Here is a 22328-nt window from a genome sequence, read left to right on the forward strand (position 1 = left end):
AGGAGCGGGTTTCTCAAAGTGAAGCTATTTACGTTACACGCACAACTACACCACCCGCTCGTTCGGGAAGTGCCACCACCAGTGTTGGGTTGTTGTACGTAAAAACATAAGTTGTATAGCTCTCTTAATTCGTTTTAATGCTGACAAAATAACGCTTGAGCGAAAGTCTGTCAACAGTTGTTTTCTTTCTGCTTTTATTCTTCTCTATTGATATTCTGCTGGTTTGCCTTTTGAATCAGACTTACGAATAAACTCACGCAAGTCGTCATTGGCTTTCTCTAAGTCGGCACGGCGCAGGTACATCATGTGGCCACTGCGGTAGCCTTTAAAGTCGATACGGTCGCTCATTTGCGTGCTTGGATCTAAGTGCCACATGTTGTACTTAGCATCGAAGTAGTTAGTAGCGCCGTCAAAATAACCTGACTGAATTAACACATTCAGGTAAGGGTTTTGCGCCATGGCCTGACGTAATTGCTTACCGGTGTTGTTGTTCGAGCGATCCCACGGATGAACCGGACCGAACATGTTGTATTTAATGTCGGTTACAAAATTTAACTCTTCACGCAGGTAGTAGTTAATGGCTGGCGTGAACGAATGTAACCATGACGTCAGTTCTGCGTTATAGTCAGGACGGTCGCCCGAGCGTTTTTCATCCAGGCCTAAATAGCGTGAGTCAAGACGGCCAATAGTGCGGTCGCGGTCACGCAGGAGTTCTTTCCAGAAATACCAGGTGCTCGGCGCCAGGTTGTTATCTAATACCGCTTGTTTCGATAAACCTGAGTAATAAGCGACGCGTTCGGCCATTTGCTCGCGGGCTTCACCGGTTAGCATGGCGCCTTTCGCCAGTGCCGGTAAGTACTGGTTCAGCGTGAATTGTTCAACTTCTGGTAGTAACTCTTCCAGATCTTTGCTCTGTAATGCGTCTGGCAGTGCATCGTGATACCAGGCGGCTGCAGCAAAATAAGGCAGCTGGTTAGCTTGTTTTACCGGGCCATCGCGGTCAATACCAATATCAGTTGGTGACACTAAAATAACGCCGTTTAGGTACATCCACTGGCTGTTTTGCAGCTCCAGTGCAAGACCCGATACACGTGTTGTGCCATAGCTTTCGCCAATTAAGTACTTAGGTGACTGCCAGCGGTTCATGCGCGAAGTAAAGGTGTTCATCCACTCGGCAAGATATTTAACGTCGGCATTAACACCGAAGAACATGTCTTTCTGCTTTTCGCGCGACGGCATTTCGCCATCTTCATTTGGCAACACGCGTGAGTAGCCGGTATTGACTGGGTTAATAAAAACAATGTCAGCGACATCGAGAATGGAGTGCGGGTTGTCCTGCACGCCATAAGGCTGAACCGGATAGCCTTCGTCACTCAGGTTTAAAACCTTTGGGCCTGTGTAGGCAATGTGCATCCAAACCGATGCTGAACCAGGGCCGCCGTTAAAGGAGTAAACAACAGGGCGAGACTCACGGTTATCAACGTCCTGACGTTCATAATAGGTGTAGAATAACGATGCGGTTGGGTTACCTTCGTCGTCCCATACCGGTTGAGTGCCGGCTGTGGCTGTGTAGTCGACAGTTTCGCCATTAATTTCTACGCTGTGTTCGGTAACCACTTCGGTGTCTACCGGCAACATGCGTTTATGATTCGTTGAGCTTTCTTCGGCAACAACAGGTGCTGATACTACCGAGCAACCCATCAGTGACAAAGAGGCAATTAAAGCAAGGCTCTTTCGCATGAGATTGTTCTCCGTTTTTATAATGTTGTCTCAGATTAACAAATAATTACTTTAAAGAGTCAAAGGTTATGCGATTATTGGGTTTATTCCTGCGACTGGATCCTAATTGAATGAGGTCACCGATGAAAATTACACATTTAACACAGGCTTTTTGCTGGCTTTTGCTTCCGGTTATCAGCTTGTCAGCTAATGCCCAAAACCTGTCTGATGCAATGAAAGACGGTTTACAGACAATGGCGTCGGAGCAGTTAAATGCCGATCTCGAAGTGGAGGAGCTTGAGGTTAACTCACTAACTGATGGTTTGACGGCAAATAACGTTCGCTTTGCAACTCGTGTGGATGCCTTGTCGGAGCCTGAGAATCAATTGTTGTTAGCCAAGCAGTTGGTGTTAACTGGTGACTGGCAGGCGCTTGGCAGCAGTCGTGTTGATATTTCAAAAGTATCCATGTCCGGTGCTCAACTGACCGTGGCATATTACGGCACCGGGCGCTCGAATTTGCATGAGTTTTTAAAGCAGATGAACTCAGTGAAAGTGCAGAAAGTGAGTTCGGTACCTTTAAACTGGCGAGTTGATGAGTGGCTGATGGAAGACGTCACTATTAACTTGTTTGACAAAGGTGAACCCATTTTAAGCGTACATGTAAGAGAGCTTGAGCTGACTGATCTGCAGTCAATGCAAAGTGCTGATGCACAGGTGAAAGAATTGCTCTGGCCTATTTTAGAGCAGGTAGCTGAGCAAGTTCGTGATGGTAACCCCAATTTACAGGTAGATAGCATGGCGCTTTCCCGCTTCTTGCTGCGTGAAGCTATGGCGTTCTGAGCTTGAGTTAAACGGGTTTAAGCAGTACAGTTAGGAAAAGTTAAACACCCGTTTAAAATAAGAGGTTGGCGTGGCAAATTCATACCCAAATTTACTAAAACCCCTGGATCTTGGCTTCACAACGTTAAAGAACCGAGTCTTGATGGGGTCAATGCATACTGGCCTGGAAGAAGAAAAAAATGGCTTTAGTAAATTAGCCAGCTTTTATGAAGAGCGTGCAAAAGGTGGCGTAGGTCTTATTGTTACCGGCGGTATCAGCCCAAACTTTCGAGGACGCTTAGCGCCGTTTGGCAGTGAAATGTCAAAGCCCTGGCATGTCGGTAAGCATCGTCAGGTGACCGATGCCGTTCACAAGTATGGCAGCAAAATCTGTCTGCAACTTCTGCACGCCGGTCGTTACAGCTATCATCCGTTTTCCTTAGCGCCCAGCGCGATAAAAGCGCCGATAAACCCGTTCAAGCCAAAAGCCATGTCGGAGCGCCAGATTAAAAACACCATCAAGCATTATGCCCGCGGCGCAAAGCTGGCGCAGAAGGCTGGCTACGATGGTGTAGAAATCATGGGCTCGGAAGGTTACTTGATTAACCAGTTTTTGTGTCCAAGAACGAATAAGCGCGATGATAACTGGGGCGGCAGCTTCGAAAACCGTATGCGGTTTCCACTGGAAATTGTCAAAGCCGTTCGGGCCGCGGTGGGTGAAAAGTCGATTATTATTTTCCGCTTGTCGATGCTGGATTTGGTGGAAGACGGACATCAGCTGGACGAAGTGCTGCAGCTGGGTAAGCTACTGGAGCAGGCGGGCGTGACCATTATTAATACCGGTATTGGCTGGCACGAAGCCCGTGTACCGACCATTGTCACCTCAGTGCCGCGTGGCGCCTTTAGCTGGATAACCGAGCGCGTACGCAGAGAATTATCGGTGCCTGTGGTTGCCGTTAACCGTATTAATACGCCGGAAATTGCCGAGCATATTTTAGAAAGCAACCAGGCTGATATGGTCTCCATGGCGCGACCATTACTGGCTGACCCGGAGTTTGTGAAAAAAGCGGAACAAGGTCAGTCTGAACGCATTAATACCTGCATTGCCTGTAATCAGGCGTGTCTGGATCATGTGTTTGAGAATAAACGGGCGTCCTGTTTAGTTAACCCGCAGGCGTGTTTTGAGCAGGAACTGGTAATGAAACCGGCTGAGCAGAAAAAACGCATTGCGGTCATTGGTTCCGGCCCGGCAGGGTTAGCCTTTGCCTGTCATGCTGCAGAACGTGGTCATCAGGTCGATTTATACGACAAGTCCGATGAAATCGGCGGTCAGTTTAACTACGCCAAGCAGATTCCGGGTAAAGAAGAGTTTTATGAAACCCTGCGCTACTTTAAGTATCGCTTGCAAGACACTGGCGTTAATTTGAAACTTGGAAAAGAACAGACTTGCGAAGGGCTGCTGGCAGAAAAATACGATGATGTGGTTCTGGCAACCGGCGTCAGTCCTCGCCAGATCGATATTCCGGGTGTCGATTTACCGCATGTTCTGGGCTACTTAGATGTTTTACGTGACCACAAAGCTGTGGGTAAAAAAGTGGCTGTGATTGGTGCCGGTGGTATTGGTTTTGATGTATCTGAATACCTGACCACCGAAAAGTCACTGACACTGGATGAACCAGAGTGGTCAGAGCGTTGGGGTATTGATAAAAGCTACAGTGACCGCGGCGGTTTAAAACCTCAGCAGCCAGAGCAGAGTCCGCGTCAGGTTTGGTTGCTTCAGCGTAAAGAAAGTAAAGTTGGTAAGGGGTTAGGCAAAACCTCTGGCTGGGTTCATCGTAACGAGTTAAAAAGTAAGTCTGTGAATATGTGGAATGGGGTGACTTATCACCGCATTGTGCCAGAAGGTATAGAAATAGAGCGTGAAGGTGAAAAACAATTGCTGGAAGTTGATAATGTGATTATTTGTGCGGGGCAGGTACCGCAACGGTCATTACACGACGCGTTGCAGTCTGCTGGTCAGACTGTGCACCTAATTGGTGGTGCCGACGTTGCTGCCGAGCTTGATGCTAAACGCGCGATTCGTCAGGGTACAGAACTGGCGGCGGAGATTTAATGCCAGTTTATGATTTACATTGTCACAGTACGCACTCGGATGGTTCATTGTCCGTCTCTGAGCTTTTGCACCGGGCTTGTGAGCAGGAAGTGGATGTACTGGCAATTACCGATCATGACTGTGTTGACGGCCTGCCCGAAGCGAACAGTCTGATTGCTCAGGAAAGCCTGCCGATTAAATTGATTAACGGTGTTGAAATCAGTTGTCGCTGGCACAGTTTTGAGATCCATATCGTCGGTCTCAATATCGATCCTGAAGAGGGACAGTTAAAGGCATTGTTAAACGAACAGCAGCAACGTCGTTATGATCGCTTTGATGCCATGCTTGAGAAGTTACACCAACGTGGCGTCAATTTATCTGCAGAGGATTGTCAGGCGGATGGTATGCCAACACGCAAGCACATTGCCGATGCCATGGTACGCAAGGGAACTGTCAGTAAACCACAGCAGGCTTTTGACCGCTATATTGGTAAAGGCAGTAGTGCTTATGTAAACCCCGAATGGTGCGATATTCCCGAAGCAATAGACGCTATTCATAGCGCCGGAGGCAAGGCAGTGCTGGCGCATCCGCATGGCTATAAGATGTCAAACAAATGGCTGCGAAAACTTTTGGTAGAAGGGAAAGAGTGGGGGCTTGATGCCATGGAAGTCAGTTTGTGTCAGCAGTCTCCGGGGCATCGTGACGCTTTGGCAAAAATGAGCCGGGAATACGGGCTGTTAGCCTCTCAGGGTTCCGACTTTCACTATCCGGGAAATTGGCGCGAACTGGGCAAAAATCTTTGTCTGCCGGCGGACTGTGTGCCAATATGGGAGCATTGGTCACAGTAGAAGGGTTGAGGGGAAATTATGAGTCAATTTTTTGAAATTCATCCGGAAAATCCTCAAGCACGTTTAATTCAGCAATCGGTTCAGATTATTCGTAAAAGCGGTGTGGTGGTTTATCCTACGGACTCGGGTTATGCCATTGGTTGCCAAATTGGTGACAAAGCAGCGGCGGATCGTATTTGTCAGATTCGAGAAATAGACAAAGATCACAATTTTACCTTAATGTGCCGTGACTTATCTGAGCTTGCGACTTATGCCAGAGTTGATAACGATGCTTTCCGTCTACTGAAGAATAACACCCCGGGGCCTTACACTTTTATTCTGAAAGGTACTAAAGAAGTTCCCAAGCGACTTTTGAATCCCAAACGTAAAACTATCGGCATACGGGTTCCGACCAACCGTATAGCAATGGCCTTGCTGGAAGAGTTGAACGAGCCGTTAATGTCGACCAGCTTGATCCTTGGCGAAGGAATGTTGGCAGAATCTGATCCGGAAGAAATTAGGGATAAGCTGGAAAAACTGGTGGATTTAATTATTGACGGTGGTCATAAAGGTGAAGAACCAACCACGGTTGTGGATTTGTCTGAAGGCGCGCCGACCATTCGCCGTGAAGGCTCCGGAGACACAGAACCTTTTGACTTTTAATAACTTGGTAGGCATTTGGGTTAATTATGGCTGAACAGCAGTCACTGCCTTTAGGTTTTGTCCGCGGCGAACCGGTTATAGAAAAGCCAGAAGACCTCTATATACCACCGGATGCACTGGAAGTTATTCTGGATACTTTCAGTGGTCCGATGGACTTGCTGTTGTACTTAATCCGTAAACAAAAGCTCGATATTGTTGATATGCCTATTTTAGCCATTACCCGACAGTACGTTGAGTATGTGGATATGATGCAAGAGCTTAAGCTGGAGCTGGCCGCTGATTATTTGGTGATGGCCGCCATACTGGCGGAAATTAAAAGTCGACTGCTATTACCGAAGCCGCCTCAGGAAGAGGATGAAGAAGAAGATCCAAGAGCGGAGTTAATCAGGCGCTTGCAGGAGTATGAAGCCATACGTCAGGGTGCTGAGTATATTGACCAGCAACCTCAAGTAGGGCGGGACATATTGCTGAGTGAGGTTAATACCAATGCGCGTGAGTGGGTAACATCAACACCTCCGGAAGTTACTTTGGAGGATTTGACGCTTGCCTTTAGTCGGGTATTGCAGCAGGTTGAGCTAAAAGCACACCATCAGATAAAACGGGAACAGCTATCCACACGGGCAAGAATGAGCCAGGTGTTGGAACTATTAAGCAATAAAAAATATGTTTCTTTTAGTCAGCTGTTCACCCGCAAAGAGGGGCGCGCTGGGGCTGTGGTTAGTTTTTTAGCAATTTTAGAACTTGTGAAAGAATCAATGGTAGAATTGTCACAAGTAGAGCCTATGAGTGATATTCGCCTGAGTTTGAGACAGCACAGCCAAGATGAATCCGTTACAGCTTAAACAACTTATCGAAGCGGCCTTATTTGCACACCCTCAGCCTTTATCAGCTGAGCAACTGCATCAGCTTTTACTGAATGAAGGGGAAGCGTCACTTACGGCAATAAAGCAACAGCTGAAAGAGCTGCAATCGGATTACCGGGAGCGGGGTATTGAATTAGTAAAAGTGGCTTCTGGTTACCGCTTCCAAACACGAGCTGAGCTTGGGCAGCGGCTAGCGGGGTTGTGGCAGGAAAAGCCACCCAGATACTCAAATGCTTTATTGGAGACTTTGGCTTTAATTGTTTACAGGCAGCCAATAACCCGCGGTGAAATTGAACAGATACGTGGCGTAAGTGTCAGTAGCCACATAATGAAGACGTTGCAGGAAAGGGGATGGGTCAAAGTGGTCGGGCACAAAGAAGTGCCGGGCCGCCCTCAACTTTATGCCAGCACCAATGACTTTTTAGATGATTTTAATTTGAGTGACTTATCGGAATTACCCGATATCGATACACTCAGTGAAGATGATGAACGTACCGCTGAGACAGCGACTAACGAGAGAGATGATTCGTAATGACCGAGAAATTACAAAAGGTTTTAGCCCGATCTGGACATGGCTCACGCCGCGAAATTGAAGCTAAAATTTCCGCGGGCCGCATTCGTGTGAACGGTAAAGTGGCACAGTTAGGTGAGCGTATCGACGCAGACGCTAAGGTTCGCATTGATGGCCACGAAGTTCAGATTAAACCTGAAGAAGAGGTCATTTGCCGTGTTTTGATTTACCACAAGCCCGAAGGTGAGCTTTGTACGCGTAAAGACCCCGAAGGGCGGCCGACCGTTTATGACCGTTTACCACGAATGAGCGGCGCACGCTGGGTTGCTGTAGGGCGTCTGGATGTGAATACATCTGGTCTGTTGCTTTTCACCACTGACGGAGAGCTTGCTAATCGCCTGATGCACCCCAGCCAGCAGGTTGAGCGGGAGTATGCCGTACGTGTGTTTGGTGAAGTAGATGAGGCTATGATGCAACGCCTGAGAAAAGGTGTGCAACTGGAAGATGGGCCGGCACATTTTAATAGCATAAAGCCGGCAGGCGGTGACGGCATGAACCGTTGGTTTCATGTCACCTTAAGCGAAGGGCGTAATCGTGAAGTTCGCCGTTTGTGGGAGTCTCAGGAGGTGCAGGTTAGCCGTCTTATCCGTGTTCGTTACGGCGATATTCCTCTGGAAGCCGGGTTGCCGCAAGGTGGCTGGGCGGAGATGAAGCTTGAGCAGGTTAATGCATTAAGGGCGCAAGTGAACTTACCCCCAGAGAAGCACTCATTTCTTGATCCTCGCAATGAAGAATCTAAACAGCGTCGTTTTGCGAAAATACGTAAAGCTACAGCCCGTCATCGGCAGGATAAAAAGCAGAGCAAACGACGGGGTAAATAAGTGGTTATCGGTGAAGGCTGGTTGCCAGATTTTGTGGCAAACCAGCGCTTGTTACTAGCATGGCCGTACCGGGGAGATGTCTGGCGTAGTCATGCAAAACCGGCGCAAAACGCCTTGCTCAGGTTATTGGATCAGTTACCGGCCTCGGCGCCAGTTTCGTTGGTAGTATCCTCTCAGGTTAAAGGTAACTTGCCTGACTCTCTGAAACGGATTCACCGTATTGAAGTTGATTATGACGATATCTGGTTACGGGATATTGCTCCGCTCTGGCTGAATAATGGAAAAGAGGTAAAAGCCTTATCCTTCAACTTTGATGGTTGGAGCGGTGTGCAACAAGCGATAACTGCGGACAGTCAGTTTGCTGAAAATTTATGCGGTTATTTCAATTTGTCGCACGACAAAGCACAACTGGTTGCAGAAGGTGGTGCTTTTACCCACAACGGGAAAGGTGACTGGATAGTTGGGTTAGCGTGCATAAAACGAAGAAACCCGGACCTGAGTCATAATGAATTAAAAGCGATACTCAGTAAGTTATTACCTGGCCAGCGTCTCTACTTTTTCAATAACTCTTTGTCGGCTGATGAAACCGGCGGCCACATTGACAATATGGCGATCTTTGTCGATTCTGACACCTTGTTATATGTGTTTACCGACGACGTAACACACCCGGACTATGAAGCCTGCCAGCAGTTGCAGAAGCTTGTCAGTCAATTACCAAAGTTTATTAACGCAATTCCACTTCCCTTGCCGCGGCCGCAGTCAGCAATGCCAGAAGAAAGACAGGATATAGAACTTAACGAACTGAGCTTAAAGCGAACCATTGATTTGCCTTTGCTTTGCAGCTACGTGAATGTGCTGCAGACCGATAAGCTGCTCGTGATTCCTGAATTTGGTTTAGAAACAGATGATGAGGCTTTTCAGCGAATTCAAAATGCTTTGCCGGAGAGGAAAGTGTTGTCCTTTAACGCCAGGGAATTTGTCCTTGGAGGTGGCGGTTTGCATTGTATAAGCCATAATCTGCCAGCTTGATTGAAGCCAACTGCTTGCTAGTCAGTAATAACCAAACGCTCGCGGCCTTTATCTTTAGCTTCAAACAAGACTTTGTCAGCGCGTTTATAGAGCGAGTCAAAGCTATCGTCCGGGTGGGCGTTAGTGAAGCCCATGCTAAAGGTCACGCGATAATCATTTGGTAAACCGTCAATGGGGCTTTTATTCAGTTCTTCAGTTATGCGCTCGAAAATGTTTTTCGCGTCTTCTTTACTGGCGTCGAAAAACACCATTAACCATTCTTCTCCGCCCAAACGGCCAAAACTGTCATGATTACGCAGACATTGTTTGGCAACTGCAGCGAAACGTTTCAGTACATTGTCGCCGACATCGTGGCCGAACTGGTCGTTTATCGTTTTAAAATAGTCAAAATCTACAACGGCTAATGCCAATTGGCGCTGTTGCTCCTGAGCTTGCTCCAGCCCTTTTTTGCATATACGAACAATAGCTCGTCTATTGGGGGCATTCGTCAGATCATCTTTCAGTGCGAGTTCTGCGAAATTCTTACGAGCCTTCCATTGTTGGTATAAAAAGGCTGAAACGATAATGACAACCAGGAAACCGGAAATGATAATCCATATGAGGAGGTAATACGACGTTTGCTGCTCCTGGAGCTCCAGTTGCTGCAACTCGTTTTCTTTCTTTAACAATTCGTTAGTTGTTTCCTGTTCTTTAATTTCCAGGCGCACCATAATTTCCTGCACCTGTTTATCACGAGTTTGTTGCTGAACTTTCTGCATGAAGTTTACGGACATTTTATAATGCTTAAGAGCAGCTTCGTAGTTACCTATTCTCTGATAGTAGTCCGACCAATGTTCGTGCAGAGTTTGATGTAGCTCGTCATTTGTGAGTGTATTGATGATAGAAGTTGCAGCCTCTAACTGACTCAGAGCATTATCAAGTTTATCAGTGCCTAAATAGACCGACACCATACTTAATCGGCTTTGTGCTTCCATGGGGTGTGCGGCGGCAGACTTAAATTGGGGGAGTGCCTCATTAAGGCGTGTTAAAGCTTGCTGGTAATCTTTGTCTGCAATATCTATTGAAGCCATTTGAAACAGTGCGTATGCAACACCCAGATCATCATTAATTGCTTCGCTGATTTCTAAAGCGGCTTTAAAATGTTGCTCGGCTTGATTGTCGTTTCCTGCGGCCTGATAGGCCCGGGCAAGGTTATATTCCAATACCGAGACATCCCACTCACCAAGGTGCTCCCTGCTTATATCCAGAGCGTCCTGTATGTGTGTTAACGCGATGTCATTAGCCCCGACATCCATATAAATAGAGCCGATAAGGGCGTGGAATTCCATTTGCAGTCTGGGGCGCGCAGTGTAGGCGCTTCGGTTTAGCTGCTCCAAAATTTGAAGGGCACGGGCAATATCACCCGTGTTCTGCATGACTTGAGCGTGCAGAATCTCTGCTTCAATCTGCAAGTCTTTATTGCCGGAAGCTTTTGCGTACTCTATTGCGTAGACAATGCTTGTATTAGCCTGCCGAAGTTTCCCTCGCTGCAGGAAATACCAGGTTTGGTTCATTTTCAACAGCGGTTTTGCAATTTTTGACTCTGCCAACTCTGCAAAACGCAAGCCTTCCTGAATTGCACGTTGTGCTTCACTTTCTTTACCAGAATAACGGTAAGCCTCTGCTTGCAATGCGTAGGCCATAGCCAATTCTTCAAACTGACGCTGGTTATCGTACTGCTCTATGAGCTCCGAAGTCTTTTCTATCCATACATCGGGGTTACTGCTGGCTTCAACACGCTGCTGCTGCCACTCTTGAGCCATTACCATAGGAGCGGCTACCAGCAGAATGATGAATAAGATGTTACGGATTTTTTGGAACAAAATGACCCTGACTGTTAAAAAAGTGTTGAAGTATCAACTATATTACTCCGAGTGCAGCGCATAGCAATGATTTAATTGTCAGAGGCTGACTGACTTTGGGTTAAGAAAGTGACTTCAACACGTGCTTCAATGGTCTGCTGGCCCGGTAGCGATACTTTATCTGAGCGACTACTCATTTCGGCCATCTGCATAATGACCGGCCGTGACATTGATTGCTCAGCAATGCTTAATGTGCTTCTTAGTTCCAGTCCTGCCGCTGTAGCAAGACGCTCAGCTTTCGCCTTGGCTTGTTGGTATGCATTCACCAGTGCTTGTTCATATAAACCTTGTTGGTCGCTAATTTCAAACTTAACCTGACCAACACGAGTAACCCCGCGTGCCAGGGCAAGATCGATAATGCTGTCGTAATTCTCCGGTTCCAGCAAAGTGACCTGAACTTCGCGTTGCACGACAAATCCGTTTTGTTCTGTTTTGCCACCGTCATTTTGTTCATAACGTGGATAAATCTGCAATTGATAGGAGCGGATGTCTTTATCTTCAACTCCTTTATTATTTAAATCGTTAATCAGACGGTTGGTTGTTTCATCGACTAAAGTCTTTTGCGAGCTGAGCTTATTTCCGCGCCCTTCAATCCAGAAGGTGAGTGACATTTGGTCCGGAATAGCCGATACGCTTCCACTGCCCGAGGTCGACAATGTACGTTCATTAGCTTGAGTGACAGTGCTAAATGCTACTGTAAGAAAAGCAAGACAGGTTAAGAGAAACCTTGATTTTGTGTGGCTCTGAGTCATATTAATCATCCTTAGACCAAATTCCATAGTTACGTGTTGGAGTATAGACCATGGACGAAAGTTCAGAATATGACGAGAAATCGCTGCGCGACAGTGCCTTCAGGTTGCTTGCTATGCGCGAACAAAGTCGTACTGAATTAAAGCGTAAATTAATACAAAAGCAATGGCCCGCAGACATGGTTAAGCGCGTTGTTGATGAACTTGATAACGAAGGATGGCAGAGCGACGAGCGTTTTGCCGCAAGTTTTATTCGCGAGAAAGTAGGGCAAAAGCAAGGGCGGTTAAAAATCCTTGCTCAAGTAACTCAACAAAAAGGCGTCTCTGCGCAGATTGCTGAAAGTGTGCTCGATTCAATGGAAGTTGACTGGTTTGAGTTGTGTGCAGAGTTGAAACAAAAGAAATTCGGCGATGACCAGCCTGCGGACGAAAAAGAGTGGAGCCGTCAGGTTCGTTTTTTGCAGCAAAGAGGGTTTACTCCGGAGCAAATTTTCGCTTGTGTCAATCGACCACGACGCTAGGCTAGGCGGCTACTTCATGATAGTCTTAGGCCATTAAAATATTGACCTAAAGTCACTCAGTTAAGAAAAGTAGGACTCAACATGAGCATGAACAGTGCCCAAATTCGTGATGCATTTTTAAATTACTTTGCTGAACGAGGACACGAAAAAGTGCCTTCGTCATCAATGATTCCAGGCAACGATCCAACCCTCTTATTTACTAATGCGGGAATGGTTCCGTTCAAAGATGTTTTTCTGGGTACTGACAAGCGCCGTTATAACAAAGCCACCTCTGCGCAACGTTGTCTTCGTGCCGGAGGTAAGCATAACGACCTCGAAAACGTTGGTTATACCGCTCGTCATCATACCTTTTTTGAAATGATGGGGAATTTTAGCTTTGGTGATTATTTTAAAAAGCAGGCAATTCAATATGCCTGGGATTTTTTAACCAAAGAGTTGAAATTACCGGCGGAAAAGCTTTGGGTAACGGTCTTCACTGAAGACGACGAAGCTTACGATATTTGGGCAAAAGATATCGGTGTTCCGGAAGACCGCATTTCACGCATTGGTGAAAAGGATAATTTCTGGTCTATGGGTGATACTGGTCCTTGTGGACCTTGCTCTGAAGTTTTTTATGATCATGGTCCGGAAGTCTGGGGCGGTCCTCCGGGGACACCAGAAGAAGACGGCGACCGTTATATAGAAATCTGGAACCTGGTCTTTATGCAGTATAACCGTCAGGCTGACGGAACTTTTGAACCATTGCCCGATCCGTCGATTGATACAGGCATGGGGCTTGAGCGCATTTCTGCCATTATGCAGAACGTTCACAGCAACTACGAAATTGATTTATTCCAGGCGTTGATTAAAGTGGCAGCTGAAATTATTGGTACCGACGATCTTGATAATAAGTCATTGCGGGTAATCGCTGATCATATTCGTTCGTGTTCATTCCTGATTACTGACGGCGTGATGCCATCTAATGAGGGCCGTGGTTATGTGCTGCGTCGTATAATACGAAGAGCCGTGCGTCACGGACATTTATTAGGTGCTAAAGATGCTTTCTTTTTCCGCTTAGTTGATGAGTTAGCACGACAGATGGGCGATGCGTACCCTGAGTTAGTTCAGAAACAGCAGATCATTAAAGATGCGCTGGAGCGAGAAGAGCAGCAGTTTGCCCGGACACTTGAGCGAGGCCTGGCTATTTTGTCTGATGAAATTAGTCAGCTTAAAGGCAAAGTGATACCCGGCGATGTCGTATTCAAACTTTATGATACCTATGGTTTTCCGGTTGATTTAACGGCGGATATTGCACGTGAGCATAAACTGACAGTTGATGAGGAAGGCTTTGAAAAAGCTATGTCTGAACAGCGTCTGCGAGCTCAACAGGCGTCTCAGTTTGGTATGGATTATAACCAACAGTTAAAGTCTGAAAATCAAACGACATTTACCGGTTACGATGATGTTGCCGGGCAGGCAAAAGTGGTTGAGCTTTTCAAAGAAGGGCAACCGGTTGAAGAGTTACAAGCTGGTGACAAAGGTATTGTTGTTCTTTCAGAAACACCGTTTTACGCAGAAAGTGGTGGTCAGATAGGCGATAAAGGTGTGTTAGTTGCAAGCGGTAACGCTTTTGAAGTCACTGATACTCAATACATTGGTAAAGCAATAGCGCACCATGGTGTTGCCAAAGCGCCTGTGAAGTTAAATGACAGTGTAAAAGCGGAAATTGACTCAGAGCGTAGAGAAAATATTAAACGCAACCATTCTGCGACTCACTTGCTTCATGCCGCTCTTAGAAACTTGTTGGGTGAACATGTTACGCAGAAAGGTTCGTTAGTTGAGGCCGATAAAATGCGCTTTGACTTCTCGCATTTTGAACCCGTCACAAATGAGCAGTTGGCTCAGCTTGAGCGTGAGGTGAATGCTCAAATTCGGACTAACTTGCCATTACAAACTGAACTCATGGCAATTGATCAAGCGAAAGAAGCCGGTGCCATGGCGTTGTTTGGAGAGAAGTATGACGATCAGGTGCGTGTTGTGCGCATGGGAGACTTCTCTATGGAACTCTGCGGTGGTACGCACGTAAAAGCGACTGGTGATATCGGTTTATTCAGAATAACCTCTGAAGGGGGAATCGCATCGGGTGTCCGTCGTATTGAAGTTGTAACCGGTGAAGCCGCTATTCGCTACACCCAACAACAACAGTCTATATTGCAAAACCTTGCCGGTGAGTTAAAAACCGAGTCGAACTCTGTCGCTGAAAAAGTACAGCAGTTGCAGCAGAAGTTTCGTGAGCTTGAGCGTAAAAATGAACAGTTACAACAGAAATTAGCACAGCAAGCTGGTGGCGGTTTAATCGCCCAGGCCATTGATATTAATGGCGTTAAAGCAATAATTGCGGAGTTGGATCAGGCGGATCCTAAATCTTTACGCGGTTTAGTTGATGACCTGAAGAACCAAATTGGTTCCGGTATCGTATTATTAGGAACTGCAAATGGTAATAAAGTCAGCCTCATAGCTGGCGTTACTGCCGATTTAACGTCTAAAGTTAAAGCAGGGGATATTGTGAATCAGGCGGCTAACGTGGTTGGTGGTAAAGGCGGAGGTCGCCCTGATATGGCCCAGGCGGGTGGTTCACTCCCGGAACAGTTAAATGAAGCTCTGGCTACCGCAACAACTTGGTTACAACAGCAACTCTAGTTGTCGTACCGAGGGTTAAAAACACAACGAAAAATTATGCGTTTCGTTATAGTGTAATCGCTCTCAGTATTGGTAGACTGCTTACGACAGTTCAGGGAAATGTTCGATATTCGCGGTAAGAATCGGAACAGTATTGAAGGAGCAATCTATGCTAATTTTAACTCGCCGTGTAGGTGAAACATTGATGATAGGTGATGATGTTTCGGTCACTGTTCTCGGCGTTAAGGGAAACCAAGTACGTATTGGTGTTAATGCCCCGAAAGACGTTTCCGTTCATCGCGAAGAGATTTATATGCGTATTCAGTCCGAAAAGGACGATGAGCAAGATAAAGAATAAACTTTCAGACTAAGACCGGCGAAAGCCGGTCTTTTTTTATGTTTTCGGCCATTTTGCAGAAAATTCATGCGAGATGGTTAATTATCCCACACTTAGACCCGAGTTTTTAAAAAAGCGATTGACATTATTGCCAACATCGCTAGAATTCACGCCACAACGATTTGGAGAGGTGGCCGAGTGGCTGAAGGCGCTCCCCTGCTAAGGGAGTATAGGGTTTGTAGCCCTATCGAGGGTTCGAATCCCTCCCTCTCCGCCAGTCGTTTATAGTAACAATACGCGCTCGTAGCTCAGCTGGATAGAGTACCTGGCTACGAACCAGGCGGTCGGAGGTTCGAATCCTCCCGAGCGCGCCATATTGTTACTAACCTGAATACGCGCTCGTAGCTCAACTGGATAGAGTACCTGGCTACGAACCAGGCGGTTGGAGGTTCGAGTCCTCCCGAGCGCGCCATTCTTTTTACTCCCTATAGTGTATCCTGCTTAATTTTCAATCGCATTTAATCTCTGAATACCCACTATTTACTGCTGTATCTCCTTGCGTGACTTGCTACCATAGTATTTAATAATTTTATAACAATACCTTAGCAACCAATTAGGAGTGCTTCGTGTCGGAACTGCTCAGTCAAGCTGCGCAACTCATGCTCGTTGGTATGGGTGCAGTCATTATCTTTCTTTGTCTACTGGTCGTTGCCATGAGCGCGATGAAGCGTTTGATCCCAACGCCGGAGGCTGTTGCCAGCCGTCACTCTCCAGTCAAAGATAAAAACTCTGATACGGCACCTCCTGCGGTACTGGCTGCAATTTCAGCTGCCATTCATCATTATCGCAATGGCACGAAAGCAGCGAATAACAAGGAGAAATCATAATGAGTAAACCCCTGTTACTGACAGAGTTGGTACTTCGTGACGCTCATCAGTCACTACTCGCAACGCGGATGCGTCTGGAAGACATGTTACCTATTGCCGAGAAGCTGGACAGCATCGGCTATTGGTCAATGGAATCCTGGGGGGGAGCGACCTTTGATTCTTGTATTCGCTACTTGGGCGAAGACCCTTGGGAGCGCATTCGTGAATTGAAAAAAGCGATGCCTAACACTCGTCAGCAAATGTTGCTCAGAGGCCAGAACCTATTGGGTTATCGTCATTACGCTGACGATGTTGTAAAACGCTTTATTGAACGAGCTAAAGAAAATGGCGTTGACGTTTTTCGTATTTTTGATGCGATGAACGATGTTCGTAACCTAAAAACTGCGATTAAAGCGGCCAAAGATGTTGAGGGCCATGCACAAGGAACACTTGCCTATACTGTCAGCCCGGTGCACACACTGGATAAATGGGTGGCAATGGCACAGGAGTTAGAAGATTTAGGCTGTGACTCTCTATTCATTAAAGACATGGCTGGGTTATTAAGACCGAACGATGCCTATGAGCTGGTTAGTGCGTTGAAGAAAAACACCGACTTGCCTATTGCGATGCAGTGTCATGCAACAACAGGCTTAAGTGTTGCGACCTATCAAAAGGCAATCGATGCCGGTATTGATATGCTGGATACCGCTATTTCTTCAATGAGCATGACTTATGGTCATTCGCCGACTGAAACTTTGGTTGCAATGACAGAGAATACAGACCGGGACACCGGCTTGTCTCTGCCGGACCTCGCTGAAGTAGCCAGTTATTTCCGTGAAGTTCGGAAAAAGTACGCGAAATTCGAAGGCTCTTTAAAAGGCGTCGATGCACGCATTCTTCTGGCCCAGGTTCCGGGTGGTATGTTGACCAACATGGAAGGCCAGCTGAAAGAACAGGGTGCACTGGATAAATTTGATGAAGTACTGGAAGAAATTCCAAAAGTACGCGAAGACCTTGGCTTTATTCCGCTGGTTACACCAACGTCACAAATAGTAGGAACCCAGGCGGTTCTGAATGTATTGAGCGGTGAGCGTTACTCCAACATTTCTAAAGAGACAGCTGCCGTTTTGAAGGGTGAATACGGCGCGACTGCAGCAGAGGTGAATAAAGAGCTACAGAAACGAGTTCTGGATGGTGAAGAAGCCATTACCTGTCGTCCGGCAGATTTGCTGGACAACGAACTGGATGCACTCACGAAAGAACTTAAAGATAAAGCAACTGATGAAGATATTCGTCTTGCTGATGACGTTGTGGATGATGTTCTGACTTATGCACTCTTCCCACAAATTGGTCTGAAGTTTCTTAAAAATCGCGATAACCCCGATGCTTTTGAACCTGCGCCGGGTGAAGAGCCTGAAGAAAAAGCTGAGGCCAAAGAAAAAGAAGCGCCTGCAACAACGGGTAGTGTCGAGCAGTACGAAGTTGAAGTTGACGGTAAACGCTATAACGTCAAAGTTGGGCCTACAGGTAAGTTAGATTCAGTGAAGTCAGCCTCATCTGACGAACAGTCTAAGTCATCTGAAACGCAGTCCGACGCCTCCGATGAATCAAGTTCTGGTGAGGGAGAAACCATTAAAGCGCCGCTGGCCGGTAATATTTTTAAGGTGGTCGCCAAAGAGGGAGCAACGGTTAAAGCAGGCGATGTTGTGCTGGTGTTGGAAGCGATGAAAATGGAAACCGACATTAAAGCGGAGAAAGACGGTAAGGTTCAGTCTCTTCACGTAAAAGAAGGTGATGCTGTGACCGTCGGCGATGCTCTGGTGACGGTAGGCTAATATGGATAAGCTGCAGATATTATGGGAAACCACTGGCATTGCCGCAATGACGTTCGGCCAACTCAGTATGATTGTTGTTGGTGGTGTGTTGTTGTACCTGGCAATTTCAAAGAAGTTTGAGCCGTTATTGCTGCTGCCCATAGGTTTTGGTGCAATTCTGGCAAACATTCCTTTAGGCGGCTTCACAGAGCCGGGTGGTGTTCTCTATTACGTTTATAGTATTGGCATCGATACGGGTATGTTCCCGTTGCTTATTTTCATGGGGGTTGGCGCATTAACCGACTTCGGGCCGTTATTGGCAAACCCCAAAATGCTGTTTTTGGGTGGTGCCGCTCAGTTCGGTATTTTTGCAACCTTATTTGGTGCTATTGCCCTGAACGGGATACCGGGCATTGAGTTTTCGATGTCGGATGCTGCTGCAATTTCTATAATTGGTGGGGCTGACGGGCCAACAGCGATTTTCCTGGCATCAAAGCTGGCACCTGATTTATTGGGGGCAATTGCAGTCGCGGCGTATTCGTATATGGCATTGGTACCTATTATCCAGCCCCCGATAATGAAGTTGCTAACCACTCAAGCTGAGCGTGAGATTAAAATGGAGCAACTGCGCCCGGTAGCTCGTCGTGAAAAGCTTTTCTTCCCGCTAATAGCTATGGGCCTGACGTTGTTGTTTTTACCTTCAGCAACGCCTTTGGTTGGCATGTTCTGTCTCGGAAATCTGATGCGTGAATCGGGTGTGGTTGAGCGTTTAACAAAAACCACTCAGAACGAGCTGATTAACATTGTGACCATCTTCCTTGGTTTGGCTGTTGGCTCTAAATTGCAGGCAGATCAATTTCTCAGTTTCCAAACGCTGGGCATCTTGGTATTAGGTGCGGTGGCATTTTCCATTGGAACCGCCAGTGGCATCTTAATGGCGAAGCTGATGGGCAAACTGAGTAAAGACCCGATTAATCCGTTAATTGGAGCCGCAGGGGTTTCAGCCGTTCCTATGGCGGCCCGAGTGGTGAATAAAGTTGGATTACAGGCAAACCAGCAAAACTTCTTGCTGATGCATGCTATGGGCCCTAATGTCGCCGGAGTATTAGGTTCAGCAGTGGCTGCGGGCGTTTTACTGGCATTGGTTTAACGTCCGGTAAGAAACATCATCGCCGTGTAAAAAGCGGCGATGACAGCGCTTATTACTGCAATATATACAAAGCCTTTATAACCCTGTTTGATACTCCAGCCATTAGCGCGCAAATACAGCAACCAAAGCAGACTCAGTAATAACGGAATAATAAAAAAGTATCTTGTCATGGCAAGTCCTTAAGACTGATGTTGCTGAATGGCTTCTAAATCAACTGCTGCCTGATGGGCATAACGTAAACGCTTTTCCAGCTCTGTAATCTGGTCGGCAACTTTATCGATATTGCCTTCGGCCATAAACTGCTCTAAATCAGCCGCTTTATTTTGTAATTGTGTAAATCCAAGGTTAGCCGCTGCGCCTTTTAACGAATGAAAGTAACGACGAGCGCTGTCGTGCTGACCCCGGGTGATAAAATCAGAGACCTTGGTTGCGCTGCCCTGGTACGTTTCATAAAGCTGCTCAACCAGCTTAAGGTAAAGCTCTACGTTATACTGTAACCGTTTTAATGCGGTCTCAAATTCAATACCTTTCACCTGTGGTATACGAACGGGTGGCTTAGCCGGTTCATCCTCTTCAGTAGCGGCAGGCACTTCTGGCTGCTGATTATTCGTGTAGTCGCCGGGAACAGCCCATTTAATAATGGCTTTAATCAACTGCTGCTCATCAATAGGCTTGGCAATGTGCCCCTGCATGCCAGCGGCTAATGATCGCTCTTCATCACCACTCATTGCGTTGGCGGTCATTGCCAGGATAGGAAGCTGCTGATAGTTAAAGTCCGCACGTATGGTCCGGGCTGCTTTAAGCCCATCCATGACAGGCATCTGAATATCCATTAGAACCAAAGAATAATTTTTGTTGTGAACGGCCTCTACGGCTAATTGCCCATTTTCTACGATATCCACTTTGAACTTATGGCTTGTAAGAATTTCTCTGGCGACTTGTTGATTAATTTCATTGTCTTCTACCACCAAAATGGGGGCCCGCAGAATACTCTCCGGGATACCGTCGCCGCTCTCTGCATCGCTTTCATCAGGGAGTTCACGTTGGAATAACGTCGAAGCCAGACTCCTACCCAAAGTTGACGCGGTAAAAGGCTTTGAAATGATGTCATTGACTCCCGCTTGTTTGGCCTTTTCTGATAATTCCTCGGCATAGTAACCCGTTGCCAGAGTCAGTTTAGGACGAACATCGTCTGCGTAACGTTCTGTTATTGTCTGGCAAAATTCAAGACCATCCATGCCGGGGAGACGCCAGTCAACTAATACTAATTGATAAGGGTTGTCCTCTTCTACGGACTGCTGGAAAACTTGCAACGCCTGTTCTGCAGTGCGACAAACTTTTACATCAACCTGGTAACTGCGCAGCATTTCATACAACATTTCACGAGTACTTAAGTTGTCATCAATGGCAAGAATACGCACGCCGCTGAGCTTTTGCAGAAGATATTGATGGTGGCTGTTGTCTTGTTCTTTCTGTAGGGGGAGCTCCACTTCTATGTAAAAAGTTGAGCCTTGCCCAGCCGCACTGGTGACACCGATATCGCCACCCATAAGCAATATAAGGCGACGGGAAATAGCCAGCCCAAGGCCCGTTCCGCCATATTTTCGGGTTGTCGAGGTATCGGCCTGAGTAAAAGCTTTAAACAGGTTGGCTCGCTGCTCTTCATCCATACCGATACCGGTGTCGGTGACGGAAATGCGCAACAGAACATTGTCTTTTGAGCTATCCAGCAAGTTAACCGCTACATTAATTTCGCCGTCTTCAGTGAACTTAATGGCGTTGCTGATGAGGTTAACCAAAACCTGATTCAACCGCAGCGGATCGCCTATCAGGCGGGTGGGTATATTGGCCGGCAAATTAATGATGAATTCAAGATCTTTATCATAGGCCCGGTAGGCAAACATGTCTGCAAGAGAGGTTAGTACGTCCTGTAAATCAAAAGGAATTCGCTCAACGGTTAGTTTGCCGGCGTCAATTTTTGAAAAGTCCAGAATGTCGTTAATAACACCGAGAAGTGCCTGTGATGAGGAATCGATGACCTTTATATAGCGTTTCTGTTTTTGATTCAGTTCTGTTTTTAGACAAAGGTTTGCCATACCCACAATTGCGTTAATTGGAGTACGAATTTCATGGCTCATGTTAGCCAGAAACTCGCCTTTTGACTGGTTAGCGCGTTCAGCTGTTTCTTTTGCTTTCTCCATCTCCTCAGCAACCGACTTAATACCAGAAATATCGTAGTAGCTGCCAAGGATACCAATAATGTTATGGTCATCATCGTAAAGAGGAACGCTGGAGTGCTCTACCCATTGGCTCTTATTGTCAACTTTCAGTTCTATTTCTGCGTTGACAGAAGGGGCTTTCTGGCTAAATGTCTTTTTATCTCTTTCCAGTAAAACGTCATTAGCAGCAAGTGATTCAATTTCGGCATCTGATTTACCAGCTAAAGACTCTGGTGTAACGCCAAAATCGTTGGCAAAAGCGCGGTTCCCGCCCAGCAGTTTAAGTTGAGGATCGCGCCAGTAAACTCGTGTTGGCAGGTCATTAAATACTTGCTCAAATAGTTGCAGTGAGTCGGACGACAGAAAGGGTTGACGAAAAGGTGCGGTCAGAGCATTACGTCTCGACCACCACCAAATAACGACACCGATAATCAAACTGAACAATATCATTGCGACTAATACTGTGTCGCTCCAGGGTGCAGGCAATAGTGCGTACAACGCCAGACTGGTTACCTGAAGGATGACAAAAATTAGTTGTAAAAACGTCCAGAATGAGTTCATGGTTAATCCGTAACCGAGTGGTTATATAATCGGCATGTAGTCTGCCACGTTGAGCCTGAATCGCCAAGGTATGAACGCAAATTAACAGTGACAAACATAGACCTTTGAGCGAATTACCAGTAAGCTAATCGGCAGAAAACTATCCG

The 22328-nt window shown here is 46.7% G+C and carries 19 protein-coding genes, 3 tRNA genes and 1 other annotated feature (1 of these 23 cut by a window edge); of the genes, 17 read left to right on the forward strand and 5 right to left on the reverse strand.

Translation table 11 applies throughout. The annotated features are described in order from the left end of the window. Positions 1–87: a sequence feature (Trp leader region), on the reverse strand; it reaches 18 nt to the left of the window's first position. A gap of 117 nt (positions 88–204) precedes the next feature. Beyond that, positions 205–1740, reverse strand: a complete 1536-nt coding sequence (locus ACP7FG_RS11065) for a S10 family peptidase (RefSeq protein ID WP_439226404.1) — start codon at positions 1738–1740, stop codon at positions 205–207. 122 nt (positions 1741–1862) lie between these two features. Between ACP7FG_RS11065 and ACP7FG_RS11070 the strand changes: the two genes are divergently transcribed. The 8 genes from ACP7FG_RS11070 to ACP7FG_RS11105 all read left to right on the forward strand — a co-directional run bounded on the left by ACP7FG_RS11070 (position 1863) and on the right by ACP7FG_RS11105 (position 9406). Then, on the forward strand, positions 1863–2561 hold the full coding sequence (locus tag ACP7FG_RS11070; RefSeq protein WP_233399180.1) for a hypothetical protein: 699 nt from the start codon (positions 1863–1865) through the stop codon (positions 2559–2561). A gap of 70 nt (positions 2562–2631) precedes the next feature. Then, complete coding sequence (locus ACP7FG_RS11075; RefSeq protein WP_439226405.1) at positions 2632–4653, forward strand: FAD-dependent oxidoreductase; 2022 nt, start codon at positions 2632–2634, stop codon at positions 4651–4653. Further along, entirely contained in the window at positions 4653–5480 is an 828-nt protein-coding gene (locus ACP7FG_RS11080; protein WP_439226406.1) for a PHP domain-containing protein, read from the forward strand. Before ACP7FG_RS11075 ends, ACP7FG_RS11080 begins: the two co-directional genes overlap by 1 nt. A gap of 18 nt (positions 5481–5498) precedes the next feature. Next, entirely contained in the window at positions 5499–6122 is a 624-nt protein-coding gene (locus ACP7FG_RS11085; RefSeq protein ID WP_439226407.1) for an L-threonylcarbamoyladenylate synthase, read from the forward strand. A gap of 26 nt (positions 6123–6148) precedes the next feature. Beyond that, positions 6149–6964, forward strand: coding sequence for a segregation and condensation protein A (locus ACP7FG_RS11090; RefSeq protein WP_199494622.1), 816 nt, complete (start codon positions 6149–6151; stop codon positions 6962–6964). After that, positions 6945–7517, forward strand: a complete 573-nt coding sequence (gene scpB / locus ACP7FG_RS11095; protein WP_439226408.1) for an SMC-Scp complex subunit ScpB — start codon at positions 6945–6947, stop codon at positions 7515–7517. Before ACP7FG_RS11090 ends, scpB begins: the two co-directional genes overlap by 20 nt. Then, positions 7517–8377 (forward strand): 23S rRNA pseudouridine(2605) synthase RluB, encoded by an 861-nt coding sequence (gene rluB, locus ACP7FG_RS11100; protein ID WP_199494624.1) that lies wholly within the window; start codon positions 7517–7519, stop codon positions 8375–8377. Before scpB ends, rluB begins: the two co-directional genes overlap by 1 nt. Further along, positions 8378–9406 carry an agmatine deiminase family protein gene (locus ACP7FG_RS11105; RefSeq protein WP_271331233.1) on the forward strand — a complete coding sequence of 343 codons (1029 nt, stop codon included), beginning with the start codon at positions 8378–8380 and terminating at the stop codon, positions 9404–9406. A 17-nt stretch (positions 9407–9423) separates the two neighbouring features. Here ACP7FG_RS11105 and ACP7FG_RS11110 read toward each other — a convergent pair whose 3' ends face one another. Both ACP7FG_RS11110 and ACP7FG_RS11115 read right to left on the reverse strand, forming a co-directional pair. Then, on the reverse strand, positions 9424–11268 hold the full coding sequence (locus ACP7FG_RS11110; RefSeq protein WP_439226409.1) for a tetratricopeptide repeat-containing diguanylate cyclase: 1845 nt from the start codon (positions 11266–11268) through the stop codon (positions 9424–9426). 71 nt (positions 11269–11339) lie between these two features. Then, complete coding sequence (locus ACP7FG_RS11115) at positions 11340–12059, reverse strand: SIMPL domain-containing protein (RefSeq protein WP_439226410.1); 720 nt, start codon at positions 12057–12059, stop codon at positions 11340–11342. Positions 12060–12109: 50 nt separating this feature from the next. Between ACP7FG_RS11115 and ACP7FG_RS11120 the strand changes: the two genes are divergently transcribed. The 9 genes from ACP7FG_RS11120 to ACP7FG_RS11160 all read left to right on the forward strand — a co-directional run bounded on the left by ACP7FG_RS11120 (position 12110) and on the right by ACP7FG_RS11160 (position 19402). After that, positions 12110–12577, forward strand: coding sequence for a regulatory protein RecX (locus ACP7FG_RS11120; RefSeq protein ID WP_222235549.1), 468 nt, complete (start codon positions 12110–12112; stop codon positions 12575–12577). Between the two features lie 81 nt (positions 12578–12658). After that, positions 12659–15256: an alanine--tRNA ligase gene (gene alaS, locus ACP7FG_RS11125; RefSeq protein ID WP_439226411.1), complete on the forward strand. Its 2598-nt coding sequence runs from the start codon at positions 12659–12661 to the stop codon at positions 15254–15256. Between the two features lie 148 nt (positions 15257–15404). Then, a complete protein-coding gene (gene csrA, locus ACP7FG_RS11130; protein WP_011234973.1) occupies positions 15405–15593 on the forward strand; it encodes a carbon storage regulator CsrA in 189 nt (62 codons plus the stop codon). A gap of 163 nt (positions 15594–15756) precedes the next feature. Beyond that, a tRNA-Ser gene (locus ACP7FG_RS11135) sits at positions 15757–15849 on the forward strand. Between the two features lie 20 nt (positions 15850–15869). After that, positions 15870–15946, forward strand: a tRNA-Arg gene (locus ACP7FG_RS11140). Positions 15947–15967: 21 nt separating this feature from the next. Continuing rightward, positions 15968–16044, forward strand: a tRNA-Arg gene (locus ACP7FG_RS11145). A 154-nt stretch (positions 16045–16198) separates the two neighbouring features. Beyond that, the gene (locus ACP7FG_RS11150; RefSeq protein WP_439226412.1) at positions 16199–16459 is read left to right on the forward strand and encodes an oxaloacetate decarboxylase subunit gamma; all 261 of its coding nucleotides are present in this window, start codon (positions 16199–16201) and stop codon (positions 16457–16459) included. Next, positions 16459–18273, forward strand: coding sequence for a sodium-extruding oxaloacetate decarboxylase subunit alpha (oadA, locus tag ACP7FG_RS11155; RefSeq protein ID WP_439226413.1), 1815 nt, complete (start codon positions 16459–16461; stop codon positions 18271–18273). Before ACP7FG_RS11150 ends, oadA begins: the two co-directional genes overlap by 1 nt. 1 nt (position 18274) lies before the next feature. Beyond that, on the forward strand, positions 18275–19402 hold the full coding sequence (locus ACP7FG_RS11160; protein ID WP_222235546.1) for a sodium ion-translocating decarboxylase subunit beta: 1128 nt from the start codon (positions 18275–18277) through the stop codon (positions 19400–19402). On the opposite strand, the gene ACP7FG_RS11165 is transcribed toward ACP7FG_RS11160, so the two are convergent. Both ACP7FG_RS11165 and ACP7FG_RS11170 read right to left on the reverse strand, forming a co-directional pair. Further along, positions 19399–19572, reverse strand: a complete 174-nt coding sequence (locus tag ACP7FG_RS11165) for a hypothetical protein (RefSeq protein ID WP_167336995.1) — start codon at positions 19570–19572, stop codon at positions 19399–19401. The genes ACP7FG_RS11160 and ACP7FG_RS11165 overlap by 4 nt on opposite strands. A 9-nt stretch (positions 19573–19581) precedes the next feature. Next, complete coding sequence (locus tag ACP7FG_RS11170; RefSeq protein WP_439226414.1) at positions 19582–22182, reverse strand: response regulator; 2601 nt, start codon at positions 22180–22182, stop codon at positions 19582–19584. Between the last annotated feature and the right edge of the window lie 146 nt (positions 22183–22328).

The organism is Idiomarina sp. ST10R2A5, assembly GCF_051842325.1.
In the GTDB taxonomy this organism is placed as follows: Bacteria; Pseudomonadota; Gammaproteobacteria; order Enterobacterales; family Alteromonadaceae; genus Idiomarina; species Idiomarina abyssalis.

Bases quoted from the DNA above. Each gene is read 5' to 3' on its own strand.
- ACP7FG_RS11160 (WP_222235546.1), top strand. From the start codon at position 18,275: ATGGATAAGCTGCAGATATTATGGGAAACCACTGGCATTGCCGCAATG.
- ACP7FG_RS11080 (WP_439226406.1), top strand. From the start codon at position 4,653: ATGCCAGTTTATGATTTACATTGTCACAGTACGCACTCGGATGGTTCA.
- oadA (WP_439226413.1), top strand. From the start codon at position 16,459: ATGAGTAAACCCCTGTTACTGACAGAGTTGGTACTTCGTGACGCTCAT.
- ACP7FG_RS11065 (WP_439226404.1), bottom strand. From the start codon at position 1,740: ATGCGAAAGAGCCTTGCTTTAATTGCCTCTTTGTCACTGATGGGTTGC.
- ACP7FG_RS11115 (WP_439226410.1), bottom strand. From the start codon at position 12,059: ATGACTCAGAGCCACACAAAATCAAGGTTTCTCTTAACCTGTCTTGCT.
- alaS (WP_439226411.1), top strand. From the start codon at position 12,659: ATGAGCATGAACAGTGCCCAAATTCGTGATGCATTTTTAAATTACTTT.
- ACP7FG_RS11070 (WP_233399180.1), top strand. From the start codon at position 1,863: ATGAAAATTACACATTTAACACAGGCTTTTTGCTGGCTTTTGCTTCCG.
- rluB (WP_199494624.1), top strand. From the start codon at position 7,517: ATGACCGAGAAATTACAAAAGGTTTTAGCCCGATCTGGACATGGCTCA.
- ACP7FG_RS11165 (WP_167336995.1), bottom strand. From the start codon at position 19,572: ATGACAAGATACTTTTTTATTATTCCGTTATTACTGAGTCTGCTTTGG.
- csrA (WP_011234973.1), top strand. From the start codon at position 15,405: ATGCTAATTTTAACTCGCCGTGTAGGTGAAACATTGATGATAGGTGAT.
- scpB (WP_439226408.1), top strand. From the start codon at position 6,945: ATGAATCCGTTACAGCTTAAACAACTTATCGAAGCGGCCTTATTTGCA.
- ACP7FG_RS11120 (WP_222235549.1), top strand. From the start codon at position 12,110: ATGGACGAAAGTTCAGAATATGACGAGAAATCGCTGCGCGACAGTGCC.
- ACP7FG_RS11085 (WP_439226407.1), top strand. From the start codon at position 5,499: ATGAGTCAATTTTTTGAAATTCATCCGGAAAATCCTCAAGCACGTTTA.
- ACP7FG_RS11090 (WP_199494622.1), top strand. From the start codon at position 6,149: ATGGCTGAACAGCAGTCACTGCCTTTAGGTTTTGTCCGCGGCGAACCG.
- ACP7FG_RS11170 (WP_439226414.1), bottom strand. From the start codon at position 22,182: ATGAACTCATTCTGGACGTTTTTACAACTAATTTTTGTCATCCTTCAG.